The organism is Pantoea sp. X-Soil-YNGN-844 (genome assembly GCF_059730595.1).
The window spans coordinates 1,373,282-1,399,023 of record NZ_AP036007.1 but is presented as its reverse complement, the minus strand read 5'-3'; the positions used below and the strand labels follow the sequence as shown (position 1 = coordinate 1,399,023).

The following is a 25,742-nucleotide window of genomic DNA, read 5'->3' as shown; positions in this document are numbered from 1 at the left end:
CTTCAGATAGTGAATTATACTTTTGCGTCTTTATGACTGTGTACAACACCGGGCACTGCGCCACCGAACAGGATGCTGAAACGCGCCATGACAGGACATGCTTCCCCGATACTGACCTCCCTGCTGGATACGGACGCCTATAAGCTCCATATGCAGCAGGCCGTTTTTCACCGCTATCATGACGTAACGGTGGCGGCGGAGTTTCGCTGCCGCGGCGACGAACTGCTGGGTCTCTACGCTGACGAAATTCGTGAAGCGATTACTGCCATGCAACACCTGGCGCTGACTGATGATGAAGCGACCTGGTTATCCCGCCTTCCCTTCTTCCGGCAGGATTACCTCAGCTGGTTGCGCCAGTTCCGCTATAACCCGGAGCAGGTTGAGGTGCGCAATCATCATGGCAAACTGGAACTTCGTATCCAGGGACCGTGGCGGGAGGTGATCCTGTGGGAAGTGCCGCTACTGGCGCTGATCAGTGAGATTGTGCATCGTCATCGCACGCCGCAGGTCACCACCCAGCAGGCGATTGACCACCTGCATCAGAAACTGGGCGACTTCAAGACGCAGGTGGCTGACCTCGATATGTCGCGCTTCCGCCTGATGGATTTCGGCACCCGCCGCCGCTATTCGCAGGATGTGCAGCAGTCGATTGTCTCCACGCTGAAACAGGATTTTCCGTGGCTGATTGGCACCAGTAACTATGATCTGGCGCGCCGTCTGTCACTGACGCCGGTCGGCACGCAGGCGCATGAATGGTTCCAGGCCTTCCAGCAGATCAGCCCGGTTCTCGCCAACAGTCAGCGTGCTGCGCTGCAGGCGTGGCTGGACGAGTATGACGACCAGCTGGGTATCGCGCTGACCGACTGCATCGCCATGGACGCGTTTCTGCGTGATTTCGGTCCAGTGTTTGCCCGCCGCTATCAGGGACTGCGTCACGACTCCGGCGATCCGGTTGAATGGGGCGAGAAAGCTTTGGCTCATTACCAGAAACTGGGTATCGATCCGCAAAGTAAACACCTGGTCTTTTCTGACAACTTAAATCTCGACAAAGCACTGGCGCTCTATCGCCACTTTGGCCAGCGGACGAATGTGGTGTTCGGTATCGGCACCCGCCTGACTTGCGATATCCCGGGCATCACGCCACTGAATATCGTCATCAAACTGGTGCAGTGCAACGGCAAACCGGTGGCGAAACTCTCCGACAGCCCGGGTAAAACGATCTGTCAGGACAAAGCCTTTGTCAGAGCGTTGCGTAAAGCCTTTGACCTGCCGCTGGTGAAAAAAGCGAGTTAAACCTCTTCTTATCGGGGCGTTGATGCGCCCCGCCTCTGCTGTAATAAATCCGCTTTCCCCCTGAATTTTGCTTGTTTCCTGAAGACTCACAAGTAACATAGCAAAACCCCGGATGGGGCAACTTTTAACTCACTTCTTCTATATAGAGAGATATTTATGAGCGTAGTGCCTGTAGCGGACGTACTGCACGGTCGCGTCGCGGTTGACAGTGAAGTCACCGTACGTGGTTGGGTGCGTACCCGAAGAGATTCCAAAGCCGGTCTTTCCTTCATCGCTGTCTATGACGGCTCCTGCTTTAATCCCGTTCAGGCTGTCGTCAATAATTCTCTGAATAATTATCAGGATGAAGTGCTGCGTCTGACCACCGGCTGTTCCGTTATCGTCACCGGTAAAGTGGTGGCATCGCCAGGTCAGGGCCAGGCATTTGAAATTCAGGCGACCAGCCTGGAAGTAGTCGGCTGGGTGGAAGATCCGGACAGCTACCCGATGGCGGCGAAACGCCACAGCATCGAGTATCTGCGCGAAGTCGCTCACCTGCGTCCGCGCACTAACCTGATTGGCGCAGTCGCCCGCGTTCGCCATACTCTGGCGCAGGCGCTGCATCGCTTCTTTCATGAAAATGGCTATTTCTGGGTTTCTACCCCGCTGATCACCGCCTCTGATACCGAAGGTGCTGGCGAGATGTTCCGCGTCTCAACGCTGGATATGGAAAACCTGCCGCGGAACGATCAGGGCAAAGTCGACTTCAGCGAAGATTTCTTTGGCAAAGAAGCCTTCCTGACCGTTTCCGGTCAGCTGAACGGCGAAACCTACGCCAGTGCCCTGTCGAAGATCTACACTTTCGGCCCGACGTTCCGCGCAGAGAACTCCAACACCAGCCGCCATCTGGCTGAATTCTGGATGCTGGAGCCGGAAATTGCGTTTGCGTCACTGGATGATGCGGCTGCACTGGCAGAAGCGATGCTGAAGTATGTGTTCAACGCAGTGCTGGAAGAGCGCGCCGATGACATGGCGTTCTTCGCTGAGCGCGTGGATAAAGATGCGGTTGAGCGCCTGCAGCGTTTCATCACCACCGATTTTGCCCAGGTTGACTATACCGATGCGGTTGAGATCCTGATGAACTGCGGTCAGACCTTCGAGAACCCGGTTTCCTGGGGCATCGATCTCTCCTCTGAACACGAACGCTACCTGGCAGAGCAGCACTTCAAAGCGCCAGTTGTGGTGAAAAACTATCCGAAAGACATCAAAGCGTTCTATATGCGCCTGAACGAGGATGGCAAAACCGTGGCGGCGATGGACGTTCTGGCGCCAGGCATTGGTGAAATCATTGGCGGTTCACAGCGTGAAGAGCGTCTGGATGTACTGGATGCACGTCTGGAAGAGATGGGTCTGAACAAAGAAGATTACTGGTGGTATCGTGACCTGCGTCGCTACGGTACCGTGCCACATTCTGGCTTCGGACTGGGCTTTGAACGTTTAATCGCCTATGTGACTGGCGTGCAGAATGTCAGGGACGTAATCCCCTTCCCACGCACGCCACGCAATGCAAGTTTCTAAAATTCGGCATTAAATATAAGAAATTCATATATATAAAGAGGTCGGCATTGCCGGCCTTTTTTTATTTTTGTAAATTTTGAGTTCTCTCACAAAGTTCCGTATTTTTTACATTTTGTAATACATATTTTCCTTTAGAAACCAGATTACGAGTTTAGTAGCATTTAAGCGCTAGAATTACGGCGGGTTGGATGGAAAGATGCGTGCAGACACAGGAAGACACCAAACTTCGCTCAGGGTTCTGTAAAGATTTCCTGACGGCAGTGGCAGGTGTACAAATAACTCCAATGAGGGTAATGAATAATGATGAAGCGCAATATTCTTGCAGTGGTTATCCCTGCTCTGTTAGCCGCCGGCGCAGCAAACGCTGCAGAAATCTATAACAAAGACGGCAACAAACTGGACCTGTACGGTAAAGCTGTCGGCCTGCACTACTTCTCTGATGACGATAGCAACAACGGCGATAACTCTTATGTTCGCTTTGGCTTCAAGGGTGAAACCCAGATTAACGACCAGCTGACCGGTTATGGCCAGTGGGAATACAACATCCAGGCGAACAACTCTGAAGGTTCCGACGCACAAGATGGTAACAAAACCCGTCTGGGCTTCGCCGGTCTGAAATTTGGTGACGCGGGCTCAATCGACTACGGCCGTAACTACGGTGTGGTTTACGATGCAATCGGCTGGACCGATATGCTGCCAGAGTTCGGTGGCGACTCAGGATATTCTGATAACTTCATGAACGGTCGTAGCACCGGCCTGCTGACCTATCGCAACACCAACTTCTTCGGCCTGGTTGATGGCTGGGACTTCGCTGCTCAGTACCAGGGCAAAAACGACCGTGCAGACATTCGTCGTGCTAACGGTGATGGATACGGTGTTTCAACCACTTATGTTTCTCCGATCGGTGTAGGCTTCGCAGCAGCTTATAGCAGCAGCGACCGTACTAATGCGCAGTCTGCAGGTACTGTTCGTAACACAGATACTGATACCAACGTAGGTACCGGTGTTGGCGAAGGTAAACGTGCAGAAAATTGGGCAACTGCTCTGAAATATGATGCCAACAATGTTTATTTAGCTGCGATGTATGGTGAGACCCGTAACTCTACACCTATCAACTCAGGTGACTTTACAGCGTTCGCAAACAAAGCTCAGAACATTGAACTGGTTGCACAGTATCAATTCGACTTCGGTCTGCGCCCATCTATTGCTTATGTACAGTCTAAAGGCAAAGATATCGAAGGCGTGGGCGATGCTGACCTGGTTAAATACATCGACGTTGGCGCGACTTATTACTTCAACAAAAACATGTCTACCTATGTTGATTACAAAATCAACCAGCTGGATGATAACAACCCACTGGGTATCAACTCAGACGACGTGGTTGGTGTAGGCCTGGTTTACCAGTTCTAATCCTGCTTTAAGCATGTTGAAAAATGGGGCTACGGCCCCGTTTTTTATGCCTGTTATTTAGCCTGTCCCCGTTTCTCCCCGCTCTTTTGCTCAGCGTTAACCTCAGCCTCTCTTCACATCGAAATCAACACCGCAAAATAGTCAATTTTGTCTCGCAAACGGTTGGCATTTGCCTGGCCGGACGCTAACCTGATAGCCCTCTTGCTAAAGTTCACGCTAATGGACCTGACACATGTTTGAATCGATCTCTGCTGCACCCGCCGATCCTATTCTCGGGCTGGCCGATCTGTTTCGTGCTGATGACCGCCCTGAAAAAATCAATCTGGGCATCGGCGTCTACAAAGACGAAACCGGCAAGACCCCGGTACTGACCAGTGTTAAAAAAGCTGAGCAATACCTGCTGGAAAACGAAACCACAAAAAACTATCTCAGCATTGATGGTCTGGCGGATTTTGCCCGCTGCACACAGGCCCTGCTGTTCGGCAATCAAAGCCCGCTGATCACCGCAGGCCGCGCCCGTACGGCTCAGACACCAGGTGGCACAGGTGCGTTACGTGTAGCAGCAGATTTCCTCGCCACGCAGACCTCCGTAAAGCGGGTCTGGATCAGCAATCCGAGCTGGCCGAATCACAAGAACGTATTCAATGCTGCCGGTCTTGAAGTCTGTGAATATCATTACTATGACGCAGCAAACCATACGCTAGATTTCGAGGGTATGCTGGCGTCACTGCAGCAGGTTCAGCCGGGCGACGTGGTACTGTTCCATGGTTGCTGCCATAACCCGACCGGTATCGACCCAACGGCTGAGCAGTGGCAGCAGCTGGCGCAGCTGTCACAGACTAATGGCTGGTTACCGTTGTTCGATTTCGCCTACCAGGGCTTTGCCCGTGGTCTGGATGAGGATGCCGAGGGCCTGCGTATTTTTGCCGCCTCGCATCAGGAGTTGATCGTCGCCAGTTCTTACTCCAAGAACTTCGGTCTGTATAACGAACGTGTCGGTGCCATTACCCTGGTGGCTGCGGAAGCCAGCGTGGCCGATACGGCGTTCAGCCAGGTGAAGTACACCATTCGTGCCAACTACTCCAATCCACCGGCGCATGGTGCTGCCGTTGTCGCCACTATTCTCGGTAACGACACGCTGCGCACGATCTGGGAACAGGAGTTGTCGGATATGCGTCAGCGCATTCAGCGCATGCGTCAGCTGTTTGTGAACACGCTGGCGGAAAAAGGCGCGCAGCGTGACTTTAGCTTTATCATTAAGCAGAATGGCATGTTCTCGTTCAGTGGCTTAACCAAAGACCAGGTGATTCGCCTGCGTGAAGAGTTCGGCGTCTATGCCGTCAACTCAGGACGCGTAAATGTGGCGGGCATGACGCCAGACAATATGTCGGCGCTGTGCGAAGCGATTGTCGCCGTGCTGTAACGCTGACGACGAAACAAAAATGGGCCTGATGGCCCATTTTTTATTGCAGTAAAAATTACGGATTGTTTACTGCAGGAAAGGATTGCTGATGCGTTCATGTCCCAGTGTGGAAATCGGGCCGTGACCGGGAAGAAAAGTCACATCATCGCCAAGCGGCAGTAATTTTGTGCGGATAGCATCAATGAGCTGCTGATGATCGCCCTGCGGAAAATCAGTACGCCCAACACCACCATTAAAAATCACGTCGCCTGAAATCAGCAACCGTCCCGGATGGTCAAAGAACACGACATGTCCAGGTGAATGTCCCGGACAGTGCAGAACGTCCAGCGTGGTAAGCCCGACCTGCACGCTCTCCCCCTCTTCCAGCCAGCGATCGGGGGTAAAAGGTGCGCACTCGTCAAGTCCGAACATCCGGCTCTGAGTCGGCAGCGCTTCCAGCCAGAAGGCATCGCGCTTTTGCGGTCCGAAAATCGGAATCTGATAAAACGCCGCCAGTTCAACAGCCGCCCCGACATGATCAAGATGTCCATGTGTTAGCAGAATCTGTGCAGGTTTAAGTTTTAGCTGTTCCAGCGTTTGTTTAATCAGTTCGGCATCGCCGCCTGGGTCGACCAGTGCGGCTTCGCGAGTCGTATCGCACCAGATCACTGAGCAGTTCTGGGCAAAAGCGGTAACAGGAATAATGTGGTAATTCATAACGCTCCATGACCGGCTCACGCAGCGTTGCCGGTGTCGTTACCAGTGCCTGATCGGACCGGTATCAATATGTACAAAGTTACTGCGGGGATAATATCCTACACCACCCGCACGCAGAGATAACGCCGCTTTGCGTACATTGGCCAGTGAAACCCCTTCAATATGAAAATCCATCGCCTGGCCTTTGGTGTGATAGCTGTGCTTTGCCACACCCGGCCCGCTTTCACGTAACATATTGTTGGTCGCGAGCGAACGATAGCCGGAGACAAGCTGGATTGGTTTACGCATGCCCAGCAGCGCCTGCAGGCGGAAAATCTGATCAAACAGGTGGGGATCAATGCTCTTCACTTTGTTGGCACGGTAATCACGGAAAAAGTGATTCAGTCGTGACAGCTCATCCTTGTCGTAACTCTTACCATTAAAAAACTCAGTTTTAAGGGTTTCACCGGTGTGAAGATTATTAAGCATCAATACACGCGGGCGAGACGTTGAAAGCGAGGCCCTTGCAGAAGCTGGCAATAATGCCAGTCCGGCGGCGGCACTACCGCACAGCAGTAGTTTGCGACGAAAAGAATCAATAGTAGACATGTAACGGTTTACCTGAGAGTGAAGCCATAGAAATGTGCAAAAAGCGCACAGGCCGAACCATAACTTTCTCTCAGAGAAGCGTCAACCCATCTGCCAGCAGTTTGCGGGACGATCCCCAAAGGGATCGTCATTTGATAATATTTTTCTTTAATGAGGATTTGCGGGGAACGATTTAAAATCAATTACTAGAGCAGCAATTGCCCGGCCCGACTCAGGGCCTGACTGCCCGAACGGGCGGTGTCATCATAATTGTAAATATCTGTGCGGAACTGCGGTTTGCCATCATCAGCGACCCACGCCGTCAGATAATAGAGATTGACCGGAATGCGGTGGCGAATCGGCACATAGCGGGTATCACCCTCTTTCAGCGTGCTGGAAATTCGGGAGTCATTCCAGCCCGCATCCTGCAGCAATAACCCTGCCAGTTCAGACGCTTTGTTCACCCGCACACAGCCTGAACTGAGCGCACGGATATCACGCTGGAACAGGTTATGGTTTGGCGTGTCATGCAGGTAGATTGCATCTGAACTCGGCATATTAAATTTATACCGGCCCAGCGCATTCGCCACGCCCGGAGCCTGAATAAGCCGGTAAGGGAACGATGAGGCGGTGACCATGCGCCAGTCGATCATGCTGGGATCAATCACTTCAGCGTCTGCGCTCCAGCCCGACAGCAAAGTATACCCATGCTTGTAGAGATAGGTCGGATCCTGCTTCACCTTCGGAATGATGTCTTTACGCACCAGCGTTGTCGGCACATTCCACGGCGGGTTGAGCACGACGTTATTCAGCGCACTGCGCATGAGTGGCGTTTTACGATCGGGACGCCCGACAATGACCCTGGATGAGAGGATCTTATTGCCGTTGTTGTAATAGATCAGCGAGTAGTTGGCGATGTTCACCATGATGCCGTTGTGCATATCATCCGGCAGCAGGCGAAGGCGCTGAATATTCAGCGCCAGCAGCGAAGCGCGCATCTGCGGAGAGACGTTAAGCCACTGCCGCGTTCTGGTACCGATAGCCCCATCACCATCCAGTCCCTGCCACTGCTGGAAACGCTTCACCGCTGCCACCAGCGTCTCGTCATAAATATTGGCGGTATTCCCTTCCAAAGTCGAAGTCTGGACGTTACCCGGTGATTGTGGTGATGGCGCAAGCAGATTGGTGACTGGCGCGGCGGAAGGACTCACCGCGACCGGCTGATCGCTGTGGCTCACCGGTACCGGCGCTACAGGCACTGCATCGTCATCTGGTGCGGGCGCGTTAACCTGTGCCGTTAACATGCCGCTGCGCTGCAGAATTTCACGCAGGGCAGGAATGTCATCACTGACCTGACCGGGACGCAGGGTTTCACTGCTTTTCAGTTGTGGCCAGGGCTGCTTATCGCTGAGCAACGCTTTCAGCGCGGCGTGCATAGGCTGATACTGTGGGTGCTGCGGCTGTAATGAGGCAATAAACGTGTCAGCCGAACCCGCATTAACTGCGTTTTGCCACTGATTCACTACCGCGACCGATGGCTGGGTCAGCCTGTAGGGAACGTTGCTGTAGAGCCAGGTTTCACCCTGCGTCGGCACATTTGAAACGAACTGCAGATAGCCCAGCATCGCATCAGAGAGCGCGACATCGCGGGCAAAGCCGGTAATAGCCGGATTAGTCAGACGCTCAATCCAGCGCGTGAACTGCGGCTGAACGCCTGAAAGTGCCACCTCAGCCAGCTGCTGCTGAAATTTCTGCACCGCCTGAGCATCCTGCCAGAGCGGCTGCATATGACGGGAGGCATAGAGCGTTGCCAGCGGTCCCAGATAGAATGGCTGGTCGGCACTGGAAAAAGCCTGACGGATGCGGTGCTGACTTTCGGAAACCGTGATAGCCGTCTGCGTTGTTCCTGGCATCGCGGCGATGACAGCGGCCTGTGGTAGCGTAAATGGAACAGCGGTTAGCGCCAGCGCTAACAATGATAAAACGCGATGATGATTTAATTTTTTTACCAGCAACATCCCTGCCCCCTTAATTTTCAACTTCGCAATGTTCCCTGTATCCACTGCGACCGCGCCGTGACTCATCATGTGAGTATACAAACAAAAACGGCATTTGCCTCATGGGACAAATGCCGTTACCAGATTAACCAATGGTTCAGTTTTTGACTACGTTTCCGCCTGCGATTTTTCAGCGGTTAAATCGGGTAGCGCATCCGCTTCGCTTCCCGCACGCACCGGTGAAGGATCGGCAGCAAAACCACGCAGCCCGACCACATGCACATGCTCGGTGTTATTAAACACCTTACGTACCAGTTTGTAGGTCGTGCCTTTCTCCGGGCTGATGTTCTCCGGTGCCGCAATCACCAGCTGCATCTCCAGTCGCTCACAGAGTTCAAACAGTGTGGCGATGGAGCGGGCATCCAGACGGGCCGCTTCATCAAGGAACAGCAGTCGGCATGGCGAAATATCTTTTCCGCGCAGACGACGGGACTCCTCTTCCCAGCTCTGCACCACCATTACCAGAATGGACATACCGGTACCGATCGCCTCACCCGTTGAGAGCGCACCGCTTTCTGCACGCAGCCAGCCATCGGAGCCCCGGTTAACTTCCACTTCCATCTCCAGATAGTTGCGGTAGTCGAGCAGCTCCTCACCGATGGTCTGCGGCGTCCGCTGACCCATGTCGATATGCGGGTTAAGACGCTGGTAGAGTTTCGCCAGTGCCTCAGAGAAGGTCAGGCGGTTGCTGTTAAACAGATCCTGATGCTGCTCATGCTCTTCTGACAGCGTATCCAGCAGCATAGCGTGGGTTTCACGCACGTTCACGTTGAGCCGCACACTGCGCACCTGACCAAAGCTGACGGTCTGCAGCCCCTGGTTGAGCTGGCGGATGCGGTTCTGTTCACGCTGGATGGTTTTGCGGATAATATTCGCCGCACTGCGTGAACTGATCGCCAGCATCTGCTCACGCGCGGTCAGCTCTTCCGTCAGACGGTTCAGTTCGATTTCCATCTGCTCAATCGCTTCGACCGGATCGTCGGTACGAATAATATCCTGACGAATACGCTCGCGCAGATGCTGATAGACCGCAATAAAGAACTGAATCTTACGTTCAGGACGTTTTGGATCTTCCGACAGCCGCAGTACGTCGCGCAGATGCTCGTTGTCCGCCACCGCCAGACGCAGCGCACCCAGCGCTTTATCCGACATCGAGCGCAGCTCATCGCCGCTCAGGTAAGCCAGTTCACGACGATGCAGGCGACGCTCAACGCCATTCTCTTTCACCAGACGCAGGACGGTACACCAGCCCGCTTTCGCGCTGACCACCTGCTCACGCACCTGATGATACTGACGCTCCAACTGACGCAGGCGCTTCTGCAGGTTATCCATCTCCGCTTCACAGAAGGTGAGCTGTTTCTCCAGCTGATTGCGGCGGGCGCGGTTGTGGCTCAGTGCCGTGTAGAGCTCATCGCGGCGAACGCGCGCGCGTTCTTCTGCGCTGCTGTCAGCCTGGACGCCAATGTCCTGCATCTCCTGCTGCAGCTCTTTGAGCATGTCGCGCTTGGCGTCGTAAGCACTTTTCAGTGAAGCCAGCACCTGCGCATATTGCGTCAGCTGTGCCTGATGTTCACGCAGGCGATCGCGGCTGCGGCTGCGTTCACCCTCCGCCTGCTCAAGACGCTGACGCAGCTTATCACTGAGGTCGTTGTTGCCGTTGAGCATGCTGGCCGAGTCGTCATAGCTGAAGTGAGCGCGACGCTGCACCACTTCTGTCAGCGCAAAGGCCTGCTGACGTGCGTTGCGCTGCTGCTGCTGCGCCTGCTGATAATCCGCCTGTAGCTGCTCATGCTGTTCCGGATCGCTCTGCAATACCGCGATGATCGGTTCCAGTTTCGCCAGCTTCGCGCCATGCTGATGCAGGAAGCGCGCCGCCTCCTGTGCCGCATCGACCTGCTCGCGGATCTCTTCGCAGCGATCGCCCAGCGTATCGTCCAGCAGCAGGTTAACGCGTGGCAGCAGTCGGTTTAACTGCGACACGCCCTCTTTCGCCAGCTCATACTGCTGACGCTGCTGCTGATTATTGCTCTCATGCTGATTCAGCGCCCGCTCCAGTTCACCCCGACGCGCGCCCAGCTGACGGATCTGCGCTTCCGGGTCGGCATCAAAGGCCACGGCCAGATGTGTGCCGATAAAGCGGCTGAATGACTGATGCAGACGCTGCGTTTTCTGCACATCGAACGACAACGTGGCGTAACGCTCAGCCAGTTTGTCGCGCTCAAGGTGCAGCAGCTCCAGCTGATTTTCGCGCGCTGCGCGGCCAAACAACGGGATTTTCGGGAAGCGGGAGTAGCGCCACTGACGCTCTGCCACTTTCACCACGACGGCATTCTGCAGCTCATCAACGCTGAAGACGCTGTCATCAAATGACTGCGGGTCACCCTCGATCAGATAGAGATCTTCCGGGCACTCCTCCAGACCATCCAGCATCTCACGCACGCGGGAGAGATCCGGCACCACGATCGCATGACGTGACGGACCATAGAGCGCCGAGAAGTACGGCGCATCATCCAGGGTCACATCATCATAAATTTCAGAGAGTAATACGCCGCCAAAACGTTCCGCCAGCTGGGTCAGGCGCGCATCTTCCGCCCCGCCCGGCTGACTGAGCCGCTCAATCTGCTGCTCGATATCACGTTTGCGTGCCGCCACTTCGTCGCGCTCGACGGTGGTTTCACGCTCGCGCTCCAGCAGTTGCTGCATAAATTCGGTGACGTCCTGGCTGCTGTTCAGCGCCTGACCGGTCTGTTCACTGAGCTGCGTCAGGATCTCCTGTGCCGCCAGCCAGTGTGGCGCTCTGGCGGTGAGGCTGGTGATGCGTTCGCGCAGCTGTTCCAGCTCCTGACGCATTATCATGCGCTGCTCACCGGCGTCCGAGACGCTGCTGTTCAGCTGTTCGATCTGCGCTTCAAGCTCCTGCTGCAGTCCGGCCAGCGCATCGGCTTCGTACTGCTGCCCCTGACGCTTGCAGAACTCGGCCAGCAGACGCTCCGCCTCATGCTGCTCGCGCAGGCGCTGTTCCAGCTCATTGAGACGCAGACGCAGCGACGAGAGCTGGTCGGCGTGATGACGCTGATTGCTGGCATCACGCAGCAGTTCGCGACCGGTTTGCCACGCATCCTGGCGGGTCACGTCACCGGCAATGCTGGTCACCAGCGCCAGCGCCTGTTCGAACTGACTGTGTGCCGCTTCGGCCACGCTCAGTTTCTGCTCCAGACGCAGCAGGCGTTCTGTCGCCTCTTCCTCTTTCGCCTGGAAACTCTCCTGCCATTCTGCAGCGTTATCGATGGTCAGATCGGGCAGCTGGCAGAGCGTACGGGCGCGTTCCAGCGCCTGCAGGGCCTGCTGATACTGGATGGCGCGCGTTTGCTGCACGTCGAGTGCCTGCTGGAAATCGGCCAGCTGACTTTTCAGCTCATCCACTTCCAGTTCAGCCGCTTCGGCACGCGCTTCATTCTCTTCCTGAATTTCGCGCGCTTCGGCAACCACTTCGGTCTGCTCTTCCAGACGCAGCGTCAGATCTTCGATATCCGCATCGTAGCGCTCAATCTTCTCCTGCTGCCGCATCGCCGTCTGCACCAGATTCAGGTGATCGCTGGCAGCCTGATAATCGACTTCGAGATCGTTCTCTGCGCCACTGTGCTCTGACAGCTCGCGCGCCATCTCAACATGACGATACTGCTCGGTAGCAAGTTGCTTACGGCTGCTGAACAGCTCATTGCGCAGCTGTAATGCGCTGTCGAGATGTCCACGGCGCTCGTTGGCGTGACGCATGTAGTCAGCCGACACGTAGCTGGTCGCCTCTGAGATCAGGTGCTTAAAGAGATCGCGATCAGACTGGGTAATGCGGATCGCCTCCAGCGTCATGCGATTCTCGCGCAGCGCAGCTTCCATATCCTGGAATGCTTTACGCACGCCGCTGTTTTCAGGCAGCAGGTAATCACGCAGCGATCGGGTGATGGCACTGGAGATACCGCCATAGAGCGAGGCTTCAATCAGTCGATAGAACTTGCTGCGATCGCTGGCAGAGCGCAGACGACGCGGCACAACGCCCAGATCAAACAGCATGGCGTGATAATCCGTCACCGAGTTGTAAGCGCGGAACTGCACGCCTTCCTGTGCCTCAACCCGCTCTTTTACCTCATTCAGCGGTAAGACGCGTGCCTGACGGCTGTTAAGCACTTCCGTCAGCATGTCGGTCGGGTTGGTATCGGTGGGCAGACCGTGGATACTGAATGGCTTGATGTCGACCTTTTTATCGCGTCCGGCAACCTGTTGCAGACGCACACCGACCACCACACGCTGATGGCGTGAGTTCACCACATCAAGCATGGAGTAGCAGACGCCGGCCCGGAGTTTACCGTGCAGACCCTTATCACGGGATCCCGACGTCGCGCCCGCTTCGGTGGTGTTACGGAAGTGCAGCAGGGTTAAATCGGGGATCAGAGCGGTGACAAATGCCGCCATGGTGGTGGATTTACCCGCACCGTTACCGCCTGACAGCGTGGTCACTAATTCATCAAGATCAAAGGTACGGGCAAAAAAACCGTTCCAGTTGATCAGCGTAAGCGAACGAAACTTTCCGCGCTCAATCATGCCTGTTCTTCCTCTGCGTTCTCACTGTCGCCTTCCTGCCCTTCACTTTCATCGGTGTCGATCGGTGCAGTCGCATTTTCCAGTAGCATGGCTTCTCCATCACGAATCAGGCGCAGCTGCGCTTCGCGGGCATCATCACCGCCGCGCACGTCTGCACCAAAGCGGAACACCGATTCCGTAATACGGAATTTGCTGCTGTCGTTGCCGAAGAACCACACCATGCCAAGACGGCGCAGGCGGCTCAGAGAGGCGCGCACTTTCTCCTGCAGCTTGGTGCGATCCAGATCCGAACCGGTCGAACGCTGGTTAACCAGCTTCAGCAGACGGTTCTCGTCGGCCAGCGAGAGCAGCTCGTCATAGAGCTCCTGCTGGGTGAAGATCCCCTCATTCGCCAGGCGTTCCGGGCTGAGATAGAGGTAGCAGAGAATTTTCCCGACCATCATGTCCAGCTCAGAGAGCACAGAACGCGGAATCAGCGTGGTTGAACGCGGTCGCAGATAGAAGAAGCCTTCCGGCGCACGAATTAACTCAACGTTATAGCGGGTGTAAAACTCTTCGAGAAATGACTGGTAGTCCATCAGAAAAGCGTGGTTATCCAGCTCTTCGATACCGATATGGCGTCCGGCGCGTAACTGGCTGTCCAGCGCGGGAAAAATCGGGTTGGCCAGTGCCTGTGCCAGCTTAACCGGCATCACTTGTTCAATATTTGTCGATGACATGTGCCTGCACCTTGGCTCCGTAATCATTGATGGCTTGCCATTCCACAGGCAAACCGGCTAAATCAGCTTCCGCTACGCCAAGGCGCACCGCCTGATCCACCACAATGCGCGCCAGGTCGAAATGGCGGGCGCGTGGATACTGGGCCAGGTAGTCGCGCATCACTGACGCGAGGTTGAGCGGTTTTTGTTGCGATTTGTAGACCTGCAGCGCTTCTTCAATCATCGCTGCCAGCTGTTCGCGGATTTCGTTGATCTCTTCGTATTCCATCTCCGGCGGCAGTTCGCCCATCACTTCGTCATTCCGCAGCGTCAGCGCTTCATCACGCATGTCATACAGGCGGTCAGCATTGGCGTAGGTCAGCGCCCAGGGCGCGTCGAAGTAATTCTGTACCGATACCCGCAGGCGCTGCGCAAAGACGCGGTTTTTATCCATGTCGATGGCGGTACGAATAAATTTATGGACGTGGCGGTCATAGCCGATCCACAGGTCGATCGCCTGCTGGCCCCAGCTGGTAATACGGTCGAGTTTGCTTTGCAGGTCAAACACCAGCTTATCGACGAAGCCCAGGTCCGGGCTGTCCAGCGTGGCATCCTGAATGCGCAGCAGGTTTTCCTGAAGTTTGTCGCCTGCGGCTTCCAGCGTATCCTGCAGTTCACGCAGCGTCCCTGAGGTTTCAGAGAGCAGCATTTCACAGCTGGAGATAGCCGCGCGCCAGTCTTTGTTCAGTAGTTCGGCAATATCGTTTTTCACCGCCTGCTGCTGTTCATCCATCAGACGCTGGGTCATATCGATACTGTCGAAGATCTCCGCCACTGAATATTTTAGCGGCGCGAAAACATTGCGATGCCAGTGGAACTCATCACCGTTTTCCTGTGCGGCGTCGGCGGCCCGCTTCAGCTCGCTGGCCACAATCGACAGCTGCATCGACAGGCGCAGCGTCGAAAACTCACGCTGTCGGATGTAGTAGTCGGTGATGCCGATCGCCAGCGGCGTCAGGCGATAGATGGCGTTGCCTTCGGTGAGTTCGCTGGTAAAGCGATTAAGCAGGCGCTGTCGCACCATATCGTTGATGGCGTTGTTGGCGCGAACCAACACGGTTTCATGGGTTTGTTCGAAAGCTTTACTGACGTGACGGAAAGCGTCAATCAGATCGCCTTCGCTCATTTCGCCATCCATCCGCTCACCATTAAGGGTGGCGATAGCCAGCAAAAAGGCCAGACGTTCCACTGGCAGCGCAAGAGAAAAGTCATTTTTGCGCGCCCAGGATACCAGTTCAGGTACCGTCTGGGAAAATTCACTCATAATTCGTCCTTCTGCCCCGGTTTACGCGCGGTCACATGGATGTAGCGCCCTAAGCTTAAAAAGGGTTCCTGACGGCAGTAACGCCGCTCCATCTCAATAATTTCGTCGTCGCTTTTTGGCTCGCCCTTCGGCGGTTTCATGTAGTCACTGAATACCCGGATCCCGGCACGCTGCTCAATCACAAAGCCACACGCCTCCAGCCAGCGATAGACCTGCTCGGGGTCGCGCGGATAGTCAGGCGACAGGGTTCGCTTTTTGCGTTTAGTCAGGTTGGTGCGCAGATAGCCGAAGTTACCCAGCGTTAAGGTGCGCAATGTCAGGCCGTGCAGATTGTAAAACATCAGCGACATGACGCCACCCGGACGCAGCAGATCGAACAGCGCTTTGAGCACCTTCTCCGGTTCAGCGACCCACTCAAGCACAGCGTGGAACAATACCAGATCCACCGGCTTATCCAAATGTTCGCCCACCTGCTGCGCGCTAATTTGTCTGAATTGCATGTTGTAGCTCACACCCTGTGCCGCCGCATTTTCGGCGGCCCGGCGCAGCATCTCAGCAGAGAGGTCGCACAGCAGAACCTGATGGCCCTGTGCAGCCAGCCCGCTGGAGACCTGGCCGACACCGCCGCCGGCATCCAGTATCGACAGCGGATGGGGTGACAGGCCGGGCACTATCTTCTCTAACTCATCCCACAGGATGGCCTGGCGTATCTTCCCTTTGGTGGTGCCGTAAATATTTTGCGAAAATTTATCCGCGAGATCGTCAAAGTTACGATCCTGCATGGCATGCGCTCCGGTATGCTGCGGTGAGACTTGTGCTATTTTGTCACAGGCACCAGAAGAATGAACCTTTCATCCCCATCTTCCCTTCCGGGTGCTCTATTTTCGGACAACAGGACGCGTTTTCGATGTTATTTACCCTGAAAAAAGTGATTGGCGGGCTGCTTTTACCCTTGCCGTTTCTGCTTTTGCTGATGGCGCTGGGCATTTTACTGCTTTGGTTTACTGACTGGCAAAAAAGCGGCAAAACCGTGATCTCTGTCAGCTGGCTGTTACTGCTGCTGCTGAGCCTGCAACCGCTGGCCGATCGGCTGCTTTTGCCGCTGGATAGAAGCTATCCGACCTGGAACGGCACAGAGAAGGTGGACTACATTGTGGTACTGGGCGGAGGCTATACCTTCAACCCGGCCTGGGCACCCAGCTCGAATTTGCTGAATAACAGTCTGCCACGCGTGGCGGAAGGTATTCGTCAATGGCAGCGCAATCCACAGTCAACGCTGATTTTTACCGGTGCCGCCGGTGGCACCAATCCGAAGAGCAGCGCCTGGGTAGCCGCTCAGGTGGCAGAAAGTCTGGGCGTGCCGCGCGAACATATTCAGATTCTGGACCAGCCTCGTGATACCGCGGATGAAGCGCAGGCGGTCAAAACGGTAGTCGGCGCTCGCCCGATGCTGCTGGTCACCTCAGCGAATCATATGCCAAGGGCGATACGCTTTTTCCACGCGGTCGGTTTGAAGCCGATTGCTGCGCCTGCTAATCAGCTGGCGATTACCTCGCCGCTGAATGGCTGGGAACGGGCGATACCGTCATCGATCTGGCTGAGCCACAGCGAACGGGCTGTGTATGAGACGCTGGGCACGTTACTGCAGCGACTTAAAGGTGAGGAACCCGACTCAGCCGAGCCAGGGAAGTAGTTGCGTGCAGGCATGGTCAAAACGCGGACGATTAAACGTGCCGGTCTGCACAAGATGCTCGATGCAGTCCCACAGCTGATAAACCCATCGGCGCCAGACAAAGCCCTCAGAGACGGGTGCCCGTTGCAGGTAGTCGTGCAGCAGCGCTGTCTCGGCGGGTGAGGTATCCAGATGGATCAGGTCATATTCACGGGGCGCCCAGAGAATCGTGCCCGGCTGTGTCATCGCGACTAACTGGTCGCTACGGCTGTTTTTCAGCATGCTCTGCAGCCGCACGTTGCCATGAACCATCACACAGGGATCATCGAAGTCGCGAAAAAGATGTGCCAGACGCGACCGGCAGCGGAACAGAATCTGGCGATCTTCCAGCGTGAAGGCGGGTGGCCGCAGATAGCTAAGGGTCGACCACAATACCTCAACCCGTTGTGCATACCAGGCCGGCCAGCGGTTCTGCTGGGTGCTGTCTACCGTTCCGACCAGCCCGTGGCTGTCGAGCCGGTGCCAGGCCAGCAGCCCCTCGACTGCCTGCTCGCAAAACTGTTGCCAGCGCTGAGCATCCCGCGCTGGCGCCTCCGCCGTCACGCCATTCAGTCTCGCCATCAGAAGCATTTCATGCACCGGAGGCTGCTGGCTCAGCACCAGACCATAGACGGCTGGCACAGGGATTAATCCGGCCTGCCCCAGTAATGCCAGCTTTCTGGCTTCCAGCGCTGCCCGCCCCTGATGACGAAAATATTTTGCCACCATCGGCATGGGGTGCCCCTGCCGATCGTACAGGGCATAGAGTCGGGTGGGCGGATGTTCACTGATTAATTCGAGGCGGCTGATGGTTTCACCCAGCGCCAGCGTGAGTTCCGATTTAAGCTGTTCCATGCGGCATCCTCCTCAGATGAGTATCACAATATCCTGAAGGAAGTACTGGAGATAAGTTTAGCGGCGGATCAATAACGTTGCGCTGAAACGGGGAGACTGACTCCCCGTGTATCAGGCCTGCATGGCATCGCGGACGCGTTGCAAATCGTCTGGCGTATCTACACCCACGCTGGGAATGGTTTTTGCTACGGCGACATGAATTTTTTCGCCGTACCATAAAACACGCAGTTGCTCGAGCAGCTCAATCTGTTCAAGAGGACAAGGTGCCCAGGCAACATAGCGGCGAATAAAACCGGCACGGTAGGCATAGATACCAATGTGACGAAGTAGCGTATCGCCAATCTGCTCACGTGAGGCAGCATAGCGTTCACGATCCCAGGGAATGGTGGCCCGTGAGAAATAGAGCGCATAGCCATTCGCATCCATGACCACCTTCACCGCGTTCGGATTGAAGGCTTCTTCCACATCGGTGATTGGCACCGCCAGCGTTGCCATCCCGGCCGCTGAGCCCGCCAGATTGGTCGCCACCTGGCGCACAATCTCTGCCGGGATCATCGGCTCATCACCCTGCACGTTGACGATGATTTCGTCATCTGCAAACTGATATTTTTCGATCACTTCCGCCAGCCGCTCCGTGCCGGACTGGTGATCGGCGCGCGTCATGCAGACTTCACCGCCTGCCGCTTCCACTGCCTGAGCCACATCGGGATGGTCGGTGGCAACAATGACCCGGCTGGCACCCGATTCACGGGCGCGCTCCATCACATGCACGACCATCGGTTTACCGTGAATATCGAGCAGCGGCTTGCCGGGTAAGCGGGTTGACGCATAGCGCGCAGGAATGATGGCAGTGAAACTCATGGATGAATCTCTTCCACTGACAGCGTGCGGGCTTCGGTTTCCAGCAGCACCGGAATACCGTCACGAACCGGGAAAGCCAGGCCATCAGGCTTGCAGATCAGCTCCTGCTGCGCATTGTTGAAGTAAAGTTTGCCATTGCACACCGGGCAGGCAACGATTTCGAGTAAACGATGATCCATATGTCCTCCATCAGGAACCGAATGCTTAAGGCATCAAGCATACCATAGCGCGGCGCAGGCGGGATGAGGTAAAACGCCTTCCCGCAGCGGCTGCCGCAAAATTGATTAATCCAGCTGCCACCGGGCTGGCCAGTAGTCTTTGAGTGCATCGGGTGCCTGCAGAATAGCGACGCTTTCTGCCCCCTGCCAGGCTGCGAAGCGTTCAATCGCACGCCGGATATCCACCACAAAGCGCGCCGTGACGCGGGTCGTTTCTTCCAGCCAGAGTTTTTTAATCTCCAGCTGTTTGGCCTGACGCAGCATGCGGGCATCGAGCCGCCCTTTTATCTGCCCACGATGAAGGATGGGCAAAACGAAATAGCCAAACTTGCGCTTCTCCTCGGGGGTGTAACACTCGATACGATAGTCAAAGCTGAACAGCTCCAGCGCACGTTTGCGATCCCAGACCACCGGATCAAACGGTGACAGCAGCGCGCTGTGCGTTGCCTGTAGAGGCGTCTCCAGCAACGGTAAGTAGTCACGATGCAGCCACATCTCACCCAGCCCCTCTGTATTGACAGCAACCAGTTCGCCCGCAGCCTGGGCATCAGAGATAAAATCGTTCAGGGGTGCCCGCTTCAGGCGATAGTAGTCCGGCAGCCAGGCCGCGCGGAAAATCCCTAAGCTACGGGCGCTGTTCATCAGCATCTGTCGGGTGGCGTCGGCTTCGCTGATGCCATGCACCGCATCCTGCCAGTCGGGCATGACGCGACTGCGCAAATCGTAGACGCGCTGAAAATTACGGCGTTCTATGACCATCAGCTCACCGGCGCTGAAGAGATTTTCCAGATGGCGTTTGTGTGGTTTCCAGTCCCACCAGCCTGATTTTGGATTACCGGCATGGGTGAAATCGGCGGCGCGCACCGGACCGTTTTCCTGAATCAGCTGCAGTAATTCGGTAATCGCCTGCTGGTGGTCAGCAACCCATTGCGCGTTATATTTCCAGCCAAGCCGCTCAGGCGACAGCATGCGATGACGAAGCAGTCTGTAATCGGCGTGGGGAATAAAGCAGGCTTCGTGCGCCCAGTACTCAAAGAGATCGCCCTGGGCCAGCGCCTGTTCCAGCCATGCCTGAGGGTAGTTCCCCAGGCGACTGAACAGCACCAGATAAGGACTGCGGGCCACGACATGGATGGTGTCGATTTGCAGCAGTGACATGCGGGAAATGCAGTTAATCAGATCCTGATAAACAGCGCGTTTTGCCGGAGGGCACAGCAGGCCCTGCGCGGCGAGATGAAGGTGACGTGCTTGCTGTAACGAAAGTGAATGCGGAGTGTTCATCCTCTTCCTTATCAGGCTTCACCTGAATGGGTGCAGATATCAGAGCGGGCGACGGCAGCGTTGTTCAATATCGTCCAGTAACGGCGTTACGGCTTTACCGGATAAATGGGCATCAACCGGCAGATACCACCAGTCAGGCTGCGCAAAGTGACGACATTTCACTGCGTCCTTTTCAGTCATCAGTAGCTGCTGACCCGGCTGTAATAATCGTGTCAGCTCATCCTCACTGTAGGCATGATGGTCAGCAAAGGCGATCTCTGCGACTGGCGTTATGCCCTGCTGTTTAAGCGTGGTGAAAAAACGCGGAGGATGACCAATACCGGCCATGGCGACCACGGCGCCCAGTTGCTCAGGTGCGCGGGTTTCCCCGGTCAGCAGATTGGTGGCGAGTCCGGGCTGAAGTTGCATCGCAATCTCGTCACCCAGGGCCTCACCGCCATTAATGATGACGGCATCGACTTGGTGGAGACGATCGGCACGTTCACGCATCGGACCGGCAGGCAACCACCAGCCATTGCCAAAGCGACGAACGCCATCAACCACCACGATCTCGCGATCGCGCTGTAGCGCATAATGTTGCAGGCCGTCGTCAGTGATAATCACATCCAGCGCCCCCTGCTTCAGTAACGCCTCAATCGCCTGTCGCCGTTTGGGCGCGACCGCGACCGGAGCACCGGTGCGCTGGGCAATTAAAACTGGCTCATCACCGGCCTGTTGCGTGGGTGTCTGTGCCGTGACCAGCAAGGGATAGTGGTCCGCCTTGCCGCCATATCCTCTGGAGACGACGCCAGCGCGCAGGCCGCGCTGCTGCAGCGCCTCGACCAGCCAGATCACGACCGGCGTCTTTCCATTGCCACCAGCAGTCAGGTTACCCACCACCACAACCGGCAGAGGCGCACGCCAGCTTTTACGCCAGCCGCGCCGGTAACTGAAACGTATCAGGGCCGTGATCGCACCATACAGCAGGCTGAATGGCCATAGCAGTAGCCATAGCGGTGAGCGACCACTCCAGATACGGTCAATCATTGGCCAAATTGCATCTTGTGCAGCTGTGCATAGGCGCCGCGTTCTGCTAACAGCACCTGATGCGTACCACGTTCAACAATCTGACCATCTTCAATCACGACGATCTCATCCGCTTTCTCGATTGTAGAGAGGCGGTGCGCAATCACCAGCGAGGTACGGTTCTTTTGCAGCTCATCCAGTGCCGACTGAATGGCACGTTCCGACTCGGTATCCAGCGCAGAGGTCGCTTCATCCAGGATCAGAATCGGGCAATCACGCAGCAACGCACGGGCAATGGCAATACGCTGACGCTGGCCGCCAGATAACAGCACGCCATTCTCGCCAATCACCGTGTCCAGGCCTTTATCCATTTTATTGATAAAGTCCATGGCATGCGCCATGGTGGCCGCCTGCTCAATCTCTGCCCGGCTGTATTGCTCACTGCGGGCATAGGCGATGTTATTGGCAATGGTGTCGTTGAAGAGATGCACGTTCTGTGACACCAGCGCGACCTGATTACGCAGCGAGCGCAGGCTGTACTCACGCAGGTCATGACCGTCCAGCAGGATTTCGCCCTGCTGAATGTCATAAAAGCGGGTCAGCAGACTCGCCATCGTAGACTTACCGGAACCGGAACGGCCCACCAGCGCCACCGTTTTACCTGCCGGCAGCGACAGATTGATATTACGCAGTGCCGGAATATCACGGCCCGGGTAGGTAAACGTCACATCACGGAATTCGATATCCCCTTTCGCACGGGTGATTTCGCGCGTGCCGTTGTCCACTTCCTGCTCGCTATCCAGGATAGAGAACAGCGTCTGACAGGCCGCCATGCCACGCTGGAACTGGGCATTGACGTTGGTCAGAGACTTAAGCGGACGCATCAGGGCAATCATCGAGGAGAAGACGACGGTGATCGTACCGGCTGTCAGCGTATCCATTACGCTTGGGAAGCTGGCAGCATAAAGGACAAAAGCCAGTGCCAGCGACGCGATCAGCTGAATAATCGGGTCTGAAATGGAAGAAGCAGAGACCAGTTTCATGCCCTGCTGGCGCATACGGTTACTGACGCGGGAAAAACGCTCCGACTCAATTTCCTGACCGCCAAAGATCAGCACTTCTTTATGGCCCTTCAGCATCTGTTCGGCGCTGGTTGTCACCTGCCCCATAGTGTTCTGCATACTTTTGCTGATGGTGCGAAAGCGCTTAGAGACGGTGCGGATAGCAAAGGAGACGATAGGTGCCAGTACAATCAGGATCAGCGACAGCTGCCAGCTGTAGTAGAACATCATGATAAACAGGCCAATAATGGAAGCCCCTTCACGCACTACGGTGACCAGCGCGCCCGAAGAAGAGGAGGCGACCTGCTCAGAATCGTAAGTAATGCGTGACAACAGGGTGCCGGTTGACTGCTGGTCAAAAAATGAAACCGGCATGCCCATCATATGGCTGAACAGGCGACGACGAATATTCATCACGACATTGCCAGAGACCCAGGAGATGCAGTAGCTGGAGATATAACTGGTGACGCCGCGAACCAGCATCAGGCCAATAACGACTAATGGCATCCAAAGCATTACTGACCTGTCAGCTTTACCAAAGCCATCATCCAGTAATGGTTTCAACAGGGAGAGCATTAAGGCGTCGCCCGCAGCATTAATAATCAGGGCGACAGAGGCCACGATTAATCCCGCTTTGTTAGGCGCGATCATCGGCCAGAGTCGGCGAAACGTCTGCCACGTAGAGAGATCTTTATCTTGATGCATTATTTATTCACGCTGTTGGAAATAGCCGGCCATTCTACCTGGATTCGCGTTTGACGCCAAACCACTGATGATACCAACGGGGCATTAATTGTTCCCGCAGGGTGAGAACCTGCACTCTGCCCTGCTCTATCCTGATACTGATTTGTCCTGACTGGCCCGTGTCCAGCCACTGAAATCCAGCCGTTCGGTAATTTTCCAGCACATTTTTTGCGGGCATGCGCCATGCATTGTAGCGTGCCAGAGAGGCAATCGCGGTGTGTCCTTGTGTTTTGCGCAGCAGCAGGGAGGTCGACGAAGTACGGCTTCCGTGGTGCGGTACCTGCAGGATATCGGCCTTCAGCCCCTGCTTCTCCAGCGCCACCAGCTGACGTTCCGCTTTAGCTTCGATATCACCGGTTAACAGTAGCCGGACCTGACCGTCGTCGACGATGATGACACAGGAGTCGTTGTTCCCACCGGCTAAAGGGTTCGTCAGCGGCCAGACAACCCGGAAGTGGAGCTGTCGCCAGCGCCACTGCGTACCACGTACACAGGGTAAGTGCGTTTTATCCGCCAGCGCGCTTCTCACTTCGGCCGCGGGCCAGCGTTGCGTGATCGCCTGCAGCCCACCAGTGTGATCAAGATGGTTATGACTCAGGATGACCTGTTTCAGACGTAACTGTCTGCGCTCCAGCCAGGGAATGATCACCCGGCTCCCCGCATTATCGTTCTGCCAGCGTGGCCCTGTGTCATATATCACCGCTTCGTTACCCTGAGTGAGCACTATGCTCAGGCCATGCCCGATATCCAGCATATCGATGCGCCAGCCCTGCTCCGGTTCTGGCTGGCGACTCAGTATCATCGTCAGTGCTAGCGCGCAGCTGCTTAATGGCAGAGAGAAGAAGAACTGCGCACGCCAGAGAATCAGGCCACCCCATACCATGACCGTAAACCAGGCTGTGCCACTTAGCGGCCACCAGCCTGGTGGCAGCAACGTCAGGCAATAAAACAGTGCGCGTAAAGAGAGATCGGCCGCCCCCCAGAAGAAGCCCGATAACTCCGCCACCGGGAGCAACATGGCAAGTGTTACAAGGGGCATAGTAATAGATGAGACGACCGGGATTGCGACAACATTGGCCACCAGCGCGGTCAGGCTGATCCCGTTGAATATCGCCACCTGCAACGGCACCATCAAAATCATCATGCCCGCCTGCAAATGCAGCAGCTGTAACGGAATCCAGCGCCGTTGATGACGGAACCGCGCAGGCAGCGGGAACCAGTGGTACCAGACCAGCAGCATGCCGACAGCCAGAACCGAGAGCCAGAAGCTGTCAGAGAGCACCGTCAGCGGATCCGTCACCAGCAGCAATGCAATACAGAACGTCCAGACCTGCCAGCTATTCAGCTGAACTCCCGCAAACCGGGTTATTGCCCACAGCGTCAGGGCCAGCAGTGAACGGGCTGCGGGCGGCTGAGCCCCGGAGAGCCACGTATACACTGCGGCAAATAGCCAGCTCACGATGAGGGGAAAAAGATAGCCGATAAAGCGGGCTGGCAGGATAAATTGCACCCCACGCGCCATCATCCAGCCGGTGCTGGCGGCCAGGGCAATATGCATGCCCGATATTGCCATCAGGTGCGCCGTGCCGGTATCACGCAGTAGCTGGCGCGTCTGTGGGCTCATCTCTTCCCTGATGCCAAATGCCAACGCCTCCAGCGTACCACGCGAAGGCATTTCACGGGTTCTGTCACGATGCCATACAATAAATCGCCAGCGGCCATCACAGCGATGGCTGACAGCATGCTGTTTAAGGATCCGCCCCTGCAGCGGCGTATTATTCGCGAGTGCAAAACGCTGGGCATCGAAGTCGCCTTCATTCAGGCGGGCATGAACCGGTCGTAAGCGCAGCTGCATCGTCCAGCGTTGTCCAGGGCAGTAAATCGTTGGGTCAGCATCGAAATAGAGCCAGGCAAAGCGGGGCGGAAATATCATCCTGCCCTCCTTTTCCAGCAGACGAACCCGGATTTGTTTTCGCTCTTGCCGCAGTTCATTAATCTGAAGAGTGAAGGTGGCGGGCCGTGCGGAGAGACGTTCAATATCCTGCACCATCACGCGGGCATCGTGACAGGCCCATGCCAGAAACAACAGAGTGATACCCGTCAGACGAGCGGGCTGATAAGGACAATGTTGCAGAGCCACGCCCAAAAAGAGCAGGGCCACTATCGCCTCACCGGAAGGCAGTCGGGCCATCAGCAGTAGCGGTAACGTTGCAACGATCGCCAGTCGCGCCAGAACGGTCCATGTCAGCATAATCGTATCCATTGATTGCGTTCGATTATTCTGGGCAAATTCGGTGAAAGTGACAGGAGAGGATCAGTCAGGCGCGGGCGGTCTCGCAAAAAGAATAACGGATTGCAGTGTTGGGCACAGCATTCCGGATGTCA

Annotated in this window: 19 protein-coding genes; 5 read left to right on the top strand and 14 right to left on the bottom strand. The window is 55.7% G+C overall.

The genetic code is table 11. The features are described from left to right. Positions 1-87 precede the first annotated feature (87 nt). The 4 genes from pncB (at position 88) to AC6I8C_RS06330 (ending at position 5,683) form a co-directional block, all read left to right on the top strand. The gene (gene pncB, locus AC6I8C_RS06345) at positions 88-1,293 is read left to right on the top strand and encodes a nicotinate phosphoribosyltransferase (RefSeq protein ID WP_497821926.1); all 1,206 of its coding nucleotides are present in this window, start codon (positions 88-90) and stop codon (positions 1,291-1,293) included. Positions 1,294-1,449: 156 nt separating this feature from the next. Then, positions 1,450-2,850 (top strand): asparagine--tRNA ligase, encoded by a 1,401-nt coding sequence (asnS, locus tag AC6I8C_RS06340; protein WP_013357333.1) that lies wholly within the window; start codon positions 1,450-1,452, stop codon positions 2,848-2,850. A gap of 300 nt (positions 2,851-3,150) precedes the next feature. Then, positions 3,151-4,260, top strand: coding sequence for a porin OmpF (gene ompF, locus AC6I8C_RS06335; RefSeq protein WP_033732141.1), 1,110 nt, complete (start codon positions 3,151-3,153; stop codon positions 4,258-4,260). 232 nt (positions 4,261-4,492) lie between these two features. Beyond that, positions 4,493-5,683 carry an amino acid aminotransferase gene (locus tag AC6I8C_RS06330; RefSeq protein ID WP_497821925.1) on the top strand — a complete coding sequence of 397 codons (1,191 nt, stop codon included), beginning with the start codon at positions 4,493-4,495 and terminating at the stop codon, positions 5,681-5,683. 66 nt (positions 5,684-5,749) lie between these two features. On the opposite strand, the gene AC6I8C_RS06325 is transcribed toward AC6I8C_RS06330, so the two are convergent. From AC6I8C_RS06325 to cmoM, 7 genes are all read right to left on the bottom strand, one after another. Beyond that, positions 5,750-6,379, bottom strand: coding sequence for an MBL fold metallo-hydrolase (locus tag AC6I8C_RS06325; RefSeq protein WP_497821924.1), 630 nt, complete (start codon positions 6,377-6,379; stop codon positions 5,750-5,752). A 39-nt stretch (positions 6,380-6,418) separates the two neighbouring features. Beyond that, the gene (gene mepK / locus AC6I8C_RS06320; protein WP_010254972.1) at positions 6,419-6,967 is read right to left on the bottom strand and encodes a peptidoglycan L,D-endopeptidase MepK; all 549 of its coding nucleotides are present in this window, start codon (positions 6,965-6,967) and stop codon (positions 6,419-6,421) included. 185 nt (positions 6,968-7,152) lie between these two features. Next, the gene (ldtD, locus tag AC6I8C_RS06315) at positions 7,153-8,964 is read right to left on the bottom strand and encodes a L,D-transpeptidase (RefSeq protein WP_497821923.1); all 1,812 of its coding nucleotides are present in this window, start codon (positions 8,962-8,964) and stop codon (positions 7,153-7,155) included. Positions 8,965-9,111: 147 nt separating this feature from the next. After that, positions 9,112-13,599, bottom strand: coding sequence for a chromosome partition protein MukB (gene mukB, locus AC6I8C_RS06310; protein WP_497821922.1), 4,488 nt, complete (start codon positions 13,597-13,599; stop codon positions 9,112-9,114). Then, entirely contained in the window at positions 13,596-14,318 is a 723-nt protein-coding gene (mukE, locus tag AC6I8C_RS06305; RefSeq protein ID WP_147788446.1) for a chromosome partition protein MukE, read from the bottom strand. Before mukE ends, mukB begins: the two co-directional genes overlap by 4 nt. Beyond that, entirely contained in the window at positions 14,299-15,621 is a 1,323-nt protein-coding gene (gene mukF, locus AC6I8C_RS06300) for a chromosome partition protein MukF (RefSeq protein ID WP_013357325.1), read from the bottom strand. Before mukF ends, mukE begins: the two co-directional genes overlap by 20 nt. Next, a complete protein-coding gene (gene cmoM, locus AC6I8C_RS06295; RefSeq protein ID WP_497821921.1) occupies positions 15,618-16,403 on the bottom strand; it encodes a tRNA uridine 5-oxyacetic acid(34) methyltransferase CmoM in 786 nt (261 codons plus the stop codon). The genes mukF and cmoM overlap by 4 nt, the downstream gene beginning before the upstream one ends. A 125-nt stretch (positions 16,404-16,528) precedes the next feature. Here cmoM and elyC point away from each other — a divergent pair, with 125 nt between their 5' ends. Next, positions 16,529-17,314: an envelope biogenesis factor ElyC gene (elyC, locus tag AC6I8C_RS06290; RefSeq protein WP_497821920.1), complete on the top strand. Its 786-nt coding sequence runs from the start codon at positions 16,529-16,531 to the stop codon at positions 17,312-17,314. Here elyC and AC6I8C_RS06285 read toward each other — a convergent pair. From AC6I8C_RS06285 to AC6I8C_RS06255, 7 genes are all read right to left on the bottom strand, one after another. Then, the gene (locus tag AC6I8C_RS06285) at positions 17,294-18,187 is read right to left on the bottom strand and encodes a phosphotransferase (RefSeq protein WP_497821919.1); all 894 of its coding nucleotides are present in this window, start codon (positions 18,185-18,187) and stop codon (positions 17,294-17,296) included. The genes elyC and AC6I8C_RS06285 overlap by 21 nt on opposite strands. A gap of 111 nt (positions 18,188-18,298) precedes the next feature. After that, positions 18,299-19,048 carry a 3-deoxy-manno-octulosonate cytidylyltransferase gene (gene kdsB, locus AC6I8C_RS06280; RefSeq protein WP_377794847.1) on the bottom strand — a complete coding sequence of 250 codons (750 nt, stop codon included), beginning with the start codon at positions 19,046-19,048 and terminating at the stop codon, positions 18,299-18,301. Next, entirely contained in the window at positions 19,045-19,227 is a 183-nt protein-coding gene (locus tag AC6I8C_RS06275) for a Trm112 family protein (RefSeq protein WP_003849374.1), read from the bottom strand. The genes kdsB and AC6I8C_RS06275 overlap by 4 nt, the downstream gene beginning before the upstream one ends. Positions 19,228-19,332: 105 nt before the next feature. Continuing rightward, positions 19,333-20,547 (bottom strand): winged helix-turn-helix domain-containing protein, encoded by a 1,215-nt coding sequence (locus AC6I8C_RS06270; RefSeq protein ID WP_497821918.1) that lies wholly within the window; start codon positions 20,545-20,547, stop codon positions 19,333-19,335. A 39-nt stretch (positions 20,548-20,586) separates the two neighbouring features. Beyond that, positions 20,587-21,573 carry a tetraacyldisaccharide 4'-kinase gene (lpxK, locus tag AC6I8C_RS06265; RefSeq protein ID WP_497821917.1) on the bottom strand — a complete coding sequence of 329 codons (987 nt, stop codon included), beginning with the start codon at positions 21,571-21,573 and terminating at the stop codon, positions 20,587-20,589. After that, positions 21,570-23,318, bottom strand: a complete 1,749-nt coding sequence (gene msbA / locus AC6I8C_RS06260) for a lipid A ABC transporter ATP-binding protein/permease MsbA (RefSeq protein ID WP_497821916.1) — start codon at positions 23,316-23,318, stop codon at positions 21,570-21,572. The genes lpxK and msbA overlap by 4 nt, the downstream gene beginning before the upstream one ends. Before the next feature lie 34 nt (positions 23,319-23,352). Then, a complete protein-coding gene (locus AC6I8C_RS06255) occupies positions 23,353-25,608 on the bottom strand; it encodes a DNA internalization-related competence protein ComEC/Rec2 (protein WP_497821915.1) in 2,256 nt (751 codons plus the stop codon). Positions 25,609-25,742 lie beyond the last annotated feature (134 nt).

Coding starts and splice junctions, on each gene's coding strand:
- pncB (WP_497821926.1), top strand. CDS start 88: ATGACAGGACATGCTTCCCCGATACTGACCTCCCTGCTGGATACGGAC.
- asnS (WP_013357333.1), top strand. CDS start 1,450: ATGAGCGTAGTGCCTGTAGCGGACGTACTGCACGGTCGCGTCGCGGTT.
- ompF (WP_033732141.1), top strand. CDS start 3,151: ATGATGAAGCGCAATATTCTTGCAGTGGTTATCCCTGCTCTGTTAGCC.
- AC6I8C_RS06330 (WP_497821925.1), top strand. CDS start 4,493: ATGTTTGAATCGATCTCTGCTGCACCCGCCGATCCTATTCTCGGGCTG.
- AC6I8C_RS06325 (WP_497821924.1), bottom strand. CDS start 6,379: ATGAATTACCACATTATTCCTGTTACCGCTTTTGCCCAGAACTGCTCA.
- mepK (WP_010254972.1), bottom strand. CDS start 6,967: ATGTCTACTATTGATTCTTTTCGTCGCAAACTACTGCTGTGCGGTAGT.
- ldtD (WP_497821923.1), bottom strand. CDS start 8,964: ATGTTGCTGGTAAAAAAATTAAATCATCATCGCGTTTTATCATTGTTA.
- mukB (WP_497821922.1), bottom strand. CDS start 13,599: ATGATTGAGCGCGGAAAGTTTCGTTCGCTTACGCTGATCAACTGGAAC.
- mukE (WP_147788446.1), bottom strand. CDS start 14,318: ATGTCATCGACAAATATTGAACAAGTGATGCCGGTTAAGCTGGCACAG.
- mukF (WP_013357325.1), bottom strand. CDS start 15,621: ATGAGTGAATTTTCCCAGACGGTACCTGAACTGGTATCCTGGGCGCGC.
- cmoM (WP_497821921.1), bottom strand. CDS start 16,403: ATGCAGGATCGTAACTTTGACGATCTCGCGGATAAATTTTCGCAAAAT.
- elyC (WP_497821920.1), top strand. CDS start 16,529: ATGTTATTTACCCTGAAAAAAGTGATTGGCGGGCTGCTTTTACCCTTG.
- AC6I8C_RS06285 (WP_497821919.1), bottom strand. CDS start 18,187: ATGGAACAGCTTAAATCGGAACTCACGCTGGCGCTGGGTGAAACCATC.
- kdsB (WP_377794847.1), bottom strand. CDS start 19,048: ATGAGTTTCACTGCCATCATTCCTGCGCGCTATGCGTCAACCCGCTTA.
- AC6I8C_RS06275 (WP_003849374.1), bottom strand. CDS start 19,227: ATGGATCATCGTTTACTCGAAATCGTTGCCTGCCCGGTGTGCAATGGC.
- AC6I8C_RS06270 (WP_497821918.1), bottom strand. CDS start 20,547: ATGAACACTCCGCATTCACTTTCGTTACAGCAAGCACGTCACCTTCAT.
- lpxK (WP_497821917.1), bottom strand. CDS start 21,573: ATGATTGACCGTATCTGGAGTGGTCGCTCACCGCTATGGCTACTGCTA.
- msbA (WP_497821916.1), bottom strand. CDS start 23,318: ATGCATCAAGATAAAGATCTCTCTACGTGGCAGACGTTTCGCCGACTC.
- AC6I8C_RS06255 (WP_497821915.1), bottom strand. CDS start 25,608: ATGCTGACATGGACCGTTCTGGCGCGACTGGCGATCGTTGCAACGTTA.